We start from the raw sequence: 9,423 nt of genomic DNA, 5'->3' as shown, positions 1-9,423 counted from the left end.
TTGCCGATCTAGCCGATAGCGATCCCGAGAACCAGCCCCTTAATGTGGTGCAAGTCGAGAACTTCGACGGTGACATCATAGGTGATGGTGATACCGCCATCGGTAACAACGTTGTGCTGGTCGGTGAGTTTGGTACGCTAACCATCTCTTCCGATGGTAGTTACAGCTACTTACTCGATGACAGTAATACCACTATCAACGCCCTCGATGCCGGTGATATAGAAACCGACACCTTCACCTACTGGATTGAGGATGCGGATAATCAGCAAGCAATGGCCACCCTCACCATTACTATTAACGGTAGCAATGATGGCCCAACCGCTAACGCCGACACCCATGTGGTGGATGAAGCGGTTAATGATGCCGCCACTGTCGCGATTACAGGTGAAGTGATCGCCGGTATGGATCATGGCGGTGGTTTTGCCGATCTAGCCGATAGCGATCCCGAGAACCAGCCCCTTAATGTGGTGCAAGTCGAGAACTTCGACGGTGACATCATAGGTGATGGCGACACCGCCATCGGTAACAACGTTGTGCTGGTCGGTGAATTTGGTACCCTGACTATCTCTTCCGATGGTAGTTACAGCTACTTACTCGATGACAGTAATACCACTATCAACGCCCTCGATGACGGTGATATAGAAACCGACACCTTCACCTACTGGATTGAGGATGCTGATAATCAGCAAGCAATGGCCACCCTCACCATTACTATTAACGGTATCAATGATGGTCCAACCGCTAACGCCGACACCCATGTGGTGGATGAAGCGGTTAATGATGCCGCCACTGTCGCGATTACAGGTGAAGTGATCGCTGGTATGGATCATGGCGGCGGCTTTGCCGATCTAGCCGATAGCGATCCCGAGAACCAGCCCCTTAATGTGGTGCAAGTCGAGAACTTCGACGGTGACATCATAGGTGATGGTGATACCGCCATCGGTAACAACGTTGTGCTGGTCGGTGAGTTTGGTACGCTAACCATCTCTTCCGATGGTAGTTACAGCTACTTACTCGATGACAGTAATACCACTATCAACGCCCTCGATGCCGGTGATATAGAAACCGACACCTTCACCTACTGGATTGAGGATGCGGATAATCAGCAAGCAATGGCCACCCTCACCATTACTATTAACGGTAGCAATGATGGCCCAACCGCTAACGCCGACACCCATGTGGTGGATGAAGCGGTTAATGATGCCGCCACTGTCGCGATTACAGGTGAAGTGATCGCCGGTATGGATCATGGCGGTGGTTTTGCCGATCTAGCCGATAGCGATCCCGAGAACCAGCCCCTTAATGTGGTGCAAGTCGAGAACTTCGACGGTGACATCATAGGTGATGGCGACACCGCCATCGGTAACAACGTTGTGCTGGTCGGTGAGTTTGGTACGCTAACCATCTCTTCCGATGGTAGTTACAGCTACTTACTCGATGACAGCAATGCCACCATCAACGCCCTCGATGCCGGTGATATAGAAACCGACACCTTTAGCTACTGGATTGAGGATGCGGATAATCAGCAAGCAATGGCAACCCTCACCATTACTATTAACGGTAGCAATGATGGCCCAACTGCTAACACCGACACCCATGTGGTGGATGAAGCGGTTAATGATGCCGCCACTGTCGCGATTACAGGTGAAGTGATCGCCGGTATGGATCATGGCGGCGGCTTTGCCGATGTGGCCGATAGCGATCCCGAGAACCAGCCCCTTAATGTGGTGCAAGTCGAGAACTTCGACGGTGATATCATCGGCAATGGCGACACGCCGATTGGTGATGACATTGTGCTCGTCGGTGAATTCGGTACCCTCACCATCTCCTCCGATGGTAGTTACAGCTACTTACTCGATGACAGTAATACCACCATCAACGCCCTCGATGCCGGTGATATAGAAACCGACACCTTCAGTTACTGGATTGAAGATGCTGATAATCAGCAAGCAATGGCAACCCTCACCATTACTATTAACGGTAGCAATGATGGCCCAACTGCTAACGCCGACACCAACGTTGTTGATGAAGCCGTTAATGATGCCGCCACTGTCGCGATTACAGGTGAAGTGATCGCCGGTATGGATCATGGCGGTGGTTTTGCCGATGTGGCCGATAGCGATCCCGAGAACCAACCCCTTAATGTGGTGCAAGTCGAGAACTTCGACGGTGATATCATCGGCAATGGCGACACGCCGATTGGTGATGACATTGTGCTGGTCGGTGAATTTGGTACGCTGACTATCTCTTCCGATGGTAGCTACAGTTACTTGCTTGATGACAGCAATGCCACCATTGATGGCCTCTATGACGGTGAGGTGGAAACTGATAGCTTCACTTACTGGATTGAGGATGCAGATAATCAGCAGGCAATGGCCACACTGACCATTACCATTAACGGTAGTAATGACGCACCGACCATTGTCGATACAGTGCCTACAACCGTTTCTGAAGAAGGATTAACAAACGGTATTATTGACAATATAGGTGATCCGTCCGACACAACGGATCTCAAAACTCAAAACGGGAAAATTATATTTACCGATGTAGATACACCAAATAGCAACGTATTCGACGTATCACTTTCAGCCCCTTCTTCAGACATGTACTCCAATGATGTCTTGGTAACATGGTCTTGGGATAATAATGCGAAAATACTAACGGGAATAGCAGGTGGCAATGCTGTTATGACAATAGTGTTAGGGACTGTTACATCTGGGCTATCTGGCTTTGAGGTTCTTTACACGGTCAACTTACTCGACAATATCGATCATCCTACAAATGATATAGAAGATATATTAACGTTCAATTTTGGCGCTATTATCAATGATGGTGTTCATAATGTTGCAACTGATTTCGATGTCACAATTGAAGATGATGCACCAATTGACGAAGTAGATGAGTCTGCAGAAAATATCATTCCACACTTAATAGGAAGCAGCGTCTCTGGCGATCTATTTGATCCAGGGGCTGATGGCTTTGGCAGTGTAGACTTCCAAGTATTAACTGACGGACTTCAGTATAACGGTCAAGATCTTAGCTACTCAATGAACGGTAATACATTGACAGCAAGTGCCAACGGTACTGATGTTTTTACCGTCACTGCAGTAATGGACCAAGAGGGACATTACGACTATGAGTTTGAGCTGCTACAAGAGGTCGATCTAGAAACTACGATTGATTACGATCTTGACTCAGCACCAGCTGGTAACAACTCTGCTTACTATGTTGATGCTGATGGAACCATATATAGTCAAAATGGCCAAGCTGCAAACGTCATTTCTACTATTACTGGTTATACGAATGGCATATCTTCTCAAATTAATGCAAACAGTCATGGCATGGGCGTTGGACCACAAACCTCAATCAGTGATGATGAATCAATTAAAATTGATTATGGCGTTAACGGGACCTCTTTACTTGCTATTAATCTAGGTACGAATAATAACGGTGATCATACCGGATCAACTGATATTCAATATATCATTACTTATTCGGACAGTAGCACAAGCATTGTAAACACTACGATTAATGGAACATTGTTAATTGAGGAGCTAGAGTCAAATAATTCAAATATCGCCTCTATAGAGATAATTCATCTCAGTGGAGAGGACTTCCAGGTCACTAGCCTAGCGTCAAATGGGCTAGTCTTTAATGAACCGATTAATATTGAGTTTGGATATACAGCTACTGATGGAGATAACGATACTGTTGTATTCACAGCAGATAACTCTGGCCAATTTAATGTAACCTTAAATCCTGATAATTTGCAGCCTAATGCACTCAATAATGTCTACAGTATCGATACAGGGGCAAGTGTTACTGCAAACATGATTGTCGATGACACTGAAGGTGGCGTTGATACCGATGGAGATGCAGACCCACTAACAGTCACTCAAATTAACGGTGTAGATCTAACCTATATCAATGGCTTTGCAGTGGTCGCATTGCCCGGTGGTCAGCTAACGGTTCAAGAAGATGGTACTTTTACGTTTGCGCACAATGGCAACTCTTCAAATCCAGTTAGCTTTGCTTATACAATAAGTGATGGGAACGGCGGACTAGATACCGCTACGGTAGAAATTGGAGTGTATGAAAGTACCACTCTTAACGCTGGAGATGATACATACACCGGAACTGATGGTAATGATACTGTCGTTAGTGATGTACCAGGGTTCACACCAGGTGAAAACTACAATATCGCCTTTGTTATTGACTCCTCGGGTAGTATGGGAAGCAACGCTGTAGCCACAGCTAAAGCTCAGATAACCTCAGTATTAAATACCTTAATAGCGAATGCTAACCAACCCGGTTCTGGTATTGTTAATGTACTTTTAGTCGACTTCGATCAGAGCGCAAGCACCTTAATCTCACTTGACCTCACCACAAATAATGCAGAAGCTTTAATCGCTTCAGCCTTTACAAACATGAGTAGTGGAGGCTCAACAAACTACTCAGCAGCGTTGACCCAAGCCTATAATTGGTTCAACAATAACTTCCCTACCGGAAACAACAGCACCTTTTTCATTACAGATGGTGCACCAAATACCGACAACGGCCAATCAGGTAACTACTTTAATAATGCATTAGCTGCTTTTGCTTTATTAAATGGAGTTTCAGATGTGGAAGCGATTGGCCTTGGTCCAAATATCAATACTTCTGTACTACAGCAATTCGATACCGCAGCCCCCCTCATCAACAATATTGATGTAAATAATCTCGCTGATGCTATTCTTCAATCAAACATACTACCAGGTAATGACACCATTGCAGGTGGTAATGGGGATGACATTATTTTTGGAGATTTAACTGACTTCTTAGGTAATAACCTACAAGGAATCGAAGCTCTTAGAGAGCATGTAGCAAATGAACTAGGCATAAATAGTAACGCTGTGAAAGATGTCGATATACATGACTTTATTTCAGCAAATTACTCTGATTTTGACGTCTCTCAAATAGACGGTGGCTCTGATACCTTAAGCGGTGATGGAGGTAACGATATTATCTTTGGGCAAGCTGGCAATGACACCCTAAATGGCGGAATCGGTAACGATATACTGATTGGTGGTGACGGTAATGACACCATTATTGGTGGCGCAGGCCGAGATTTACTCTCTGGAGGAATGGGTAATGACGCCCTTTATGGTGGAGAAATGTTAAGCCAAAACGACAGCGAAAGAGATTTCTTTGTTTGGGGGGCTGATACTGCAGATGGCAGCACAGACACCGTTTATGGGTTTAGCAATCAAATAGATACACTGGATCTTTCCGATCTTCTTGTTAATGAAGAAAGTGGAGACCTAGAAGACTTCCTGTCTTTCAGTTTCAGCCCTAGTAGTACCACTATAACTGTCGATGCTGACGGGCTTGGTTCCGGTACAGATAGCGTGATGATTGTCCTCGATGGTATCGATCTATCAAGTATTTATGGCACTACTGATGCTAGCATCATAATTGCCGAGCTTATTACTGACGAGGCGCTAATTGCCGATCCAAATACGACACCGTTTATTCCACCTTACGAACAAGCTGATGATGGTCTCAATATACCTTGATAATCAGTCTAAAGTATCAATATGCTGACTAAATAGTTTGTACCCGAAAAAAGACCACTATATCTAGTGGTCTTTTTCATATTTATTCATCTCTTTACTAGCATCTCGATTTTTTTATTCTTTAAAAAAACAGACAAAGTGTCAATAAATTGACCAGAACCCACCACTCCGATAACATTATGCGATACTGTGTAACTTTAACTTCGCATTTGCAACAGTTTGTCTTTTGCAGGGAGCATGGCAATGAAATCGATCATCACCACACAAGCTGGACATATTCAAAACATCAATGGCATCGTGACAGCTACAATTAACGGTAATGTTAAGCAGCTTAGTGAGGGTGAGTTAGTTCCTGCTGGGACGAGTATTTCGATAGCTGAAAATAGCTCTATCGACATCCTATTAAATGATGGTAGCTCCCTTTCATCCTCAGCAGAAGAAAGCAGTAAGTCGTTAAACACCAATTCTGCTTCCTCGAATAGCTCTCCCTCAGCAGAAGACGAAGCCCTAAGTGAAATCGAAGCTATTCAAGCATTAATAGCCTCTGGTGAAGACCCTACAGACGGCCCTGACACTGCAGCAGGCAACCAAGCTGGTAATGAAGGTGGCTCAAGCCATGTATCTATTGCACGCGGCGGGTCAGAAACGATTGCAAATGCAGGCCATGATACAGCAGGACAACAAGGCTCCCCTCTTGTTGCCAGCCTATCTTTAAATAATACCAATGATGATGCTAACGCCGACTCTGGAATAGATAATACAATTCAAATTGCCCAATTCACTGATAACTTTGTTAATGGCGTAGCCTATACAACATCATCAGGACTTACCGGCGTAACTGGAGATTCAGGATCCGATGGCTCCTTTAGTTACCGTGAAGGCGATACTATTACCTTCACCATAGGCAATGTCACTATAGCTAACTTCAGTGCCGATTCGATTCAAGGCACTATCTTATTTTTACAAGATATAGCAGGCACTTCACTAGCCGATAGTAACCTCAATTACGTAGAAAACATGGCTATTTTTCTACAGGCACTGGATAACGACCTTTCAGATGGTACCGACGACGGCATTTTGCAAACCAATAGCTTGGTCAATCTCGATGCTAGCTATGGTTCAAACATCAACATATCCACTTCAATACATGAAGCACTGAGTAACTACATCGACCCAACGACTGGCGAGCCACTCAATATTGCCACCGCAGGTAAAGAGATGTTATCTCAAGTGCTAGCACAACTTGGCATTGAGTTTACTCGTGATTCTGAACGTTCTCCCGATGAGCAAAATGTTTTCGAAAGCTTAGCCATGGGGCACGTAGCCGACACCATTGAAGAGCTAGCTGGTGACCGAGCACCTGACGCAGCAGATGAAAGAACAGTAGACGTGCTTGAGGTACCAGGTGGTTTAGTCACGTATAACTATAACGAACTAGATGGACAAATTACTTTTTCGGCAGAAGACTTGCTTAAGGGTGCAACCGCTCATCAGGTTATTACCGAAAACTTAATCGTAAAAAATGTGCGCTTGAGTGCTGATTTTGAAGACATCGGGACCTTAGTTGATTTAGGGGATGGTAACTACAGCATCATCTTGAACGACGGCGTAGATCAATACGACCTCGAGGGACTCACACTCGATTACCGTGTTGAAGATTGGACCGCATTTAGAGAAGTTACTTCAGCAACTCAAGATCAGTTTAAGTCACATTTATCTGCTGACATTCCTGACGTATCTGAAGGCGATGGCTTTAATCAATTCACATTGAACAGTGAACTCGTATTTGAACAAGACTCTCTATTAGAAATTACCTTTACCAGTGAACTTCTTAGCGAACAATTAGGCATTCCTATTGCGGAGTACGCAGATGATTACACGGTTCCAATCCAGTATTCAAATGATGGCGGCTTAACTTGGCAAGCAATGACAGTCACCTCTATCGACTATAGCGGTAGCATTCCACGTCCGGTGTTTGGCTTTGAATTATCAGCCGGAAATAGTAGCGTAATGATCCGCGTACCTATTTTTGACGACGCAAAAATCGAGCCGACTGAATACTTTAGAGCGACAGTAACAGGCGACAACGTTTACGATGAACTGCTGCAGTTTGCCATTTTTGATAACGATGCAGCAGGCAGTGATCTGCCACTGATTAACATAGACTATGCTATCGCAGTCGAAGGCATGGAAAACGCAGTATTTACCCTAAGCTTGAGTGAGCCAAGCGACGAAACTATTACAGTAAATTATTCTAGTGAAGAGCTATCGGCACTCTTTGGCGAAGACTTTATCGCAGTCTCTGGCACAGTTACCTTTCTCCCGGGACAAACCACGGCATTTATTACTGTGCCAATTGTCGATGATCTCATTGTAGAAAATCCAAACCCAGAGTTTGCTCTTATCAATCTGTCAGATCCAACCAACGCACAGCTAGTTGACTCACAGGGCACCTTACGTATTTTCGATAACGACAGCCCAGCAAATGCGGATGTCAGTATCGATCTAGACCCCATTACCGGTGATAACCTAATTACCAGTGACGAAGGCCAGCAAAGCATAACCATAACAGGTACCGTCAACGCAGATGCCGCAATAACCATAGGCATCATTGTCATCACTATAAATGGCACTGACTACCAAACTCTCATGAACGAAGATGGTAGCTTCTCTATCACAGTGGAAGGCTCTGAACTGTTACAAGATGCAGACACTGTGGTTGATGCCGTTGTTCATGGTTTTGGTAATAATGGCGAGCGTGGCGAAGCCTCTACGACTGAAGATTACGATTTATTAAGTATCGTCCAAGATGATGTTCAAATTATTGATGAAGACACTGTCGCGACAGGTAACCTATTATCAAACGACTCTGACCTAGATGATGATCTAACAGTCAGCTCTTTTGAAGTAGAAAACCAAGAATATTCAGCAGGTACATCTGTCGAATTAGACGGTGGCCAGTTAGTTGTCAACTCTGACGGTAGCTATACCTTCACACCAAATGAAAACTGGAACGGTGAAGTTCCTGTTATTACTTACACCACTAATACCGGTGAAACTGCAACGCTAACGCTTGAAGTTAAACCTGTTGACGATCCAACCATTGCACGCAATGACACCAATACTGTTGAAGAAGATACACCAGCGACAGGCAACGTACTCAGCAATGATACCGATGTAGATGACGAATTAACGGTTACCGAATACAACGTTGATGGAATTAGTTACGTAGCAGGTGAGACAGCTGAAATTGAAGGCGGCATAGTCGTCATCAATAAAGATGGTTCTTATACCTTCACCCCATTCGACAACTGGAACGGTGACGTACCTGTTATTACTTACACCACTAATACGGGTGAAAGTGCAACGCTAACGATTGAAGTGACAGATACAAACGATGCGCCACTCGTCGACAGCAATAGCATCAATGTCAATGAAGAGACGCAAAATACGTCTTTAGGCCTCAGCGCACCAACCGATGCTGATGGCGATAACCTCACCATTACGGTCACCGGCCTACCGACTCTGGGCACCGTCACCCTCGCTGATGGTACTGCGATCACCAATGGCATGCTCTTAACCGCTGGCCAATTAGAAGGCTTGCAGTACGATGCCCCTGCCGACTATGACAGCGGCGATGCCGTGGGTAACTTCACCTACAGCGTCAATGACGGCACTGTCACTGAAAACGGCAGTGTGGCGATCACGGTCAACCCAATGAACGATGCGCCGCTCGTCGACAGCAATAGCATCAATGTCAATGAAGAGACGCAAAATACGTCTTTAGGCCTCAGCGCACCAACCGATGCTGATGGCGATAACCTCACCATTACGGTCACCGGCCTACCGACTCTGGGCACCGTCACCC

At 45.2% G+C, this 9,423-nt stretch carries 2 protein-coding genes; both read left to right on the top strand.

Annotated features, from left to right (window positions below; all coding sequences use genetic code 11):
* A partial coding sequence (locus K5Q73_RS21045) for a VCBS domain-containing protein (RefSeq protein WP_220766179.1) occupies positions 1-5,555 on the top strand: 5,555 nt, incomplete at its 5' end.
* A gap of 243 nt (positions 5,556-5,798) precedes the next feature.
* The coding region (locus K5Q73_RS21040) for a retention module-containing protein (RefSeq protein ID WP_220766178.1) at positions 5,799-9,423 on the top strand (3,625 nt) is incomplete at its 3' end.

It is taken from the genome of Shewanella sp. MBTL60-112-B2 (assembly GCF_019655055.1).
Classification (GTDB): Bacteria; Pseudomonadota; Gammaproteobacteria; order Enterobacterales; family Shewanellaceae; genus Shewanella.
The sequence above is the reverse complement of the archived record's forward strand: the minus strand, read 5'-3'. Positions and strand labels throughout refer to the sequence as shown.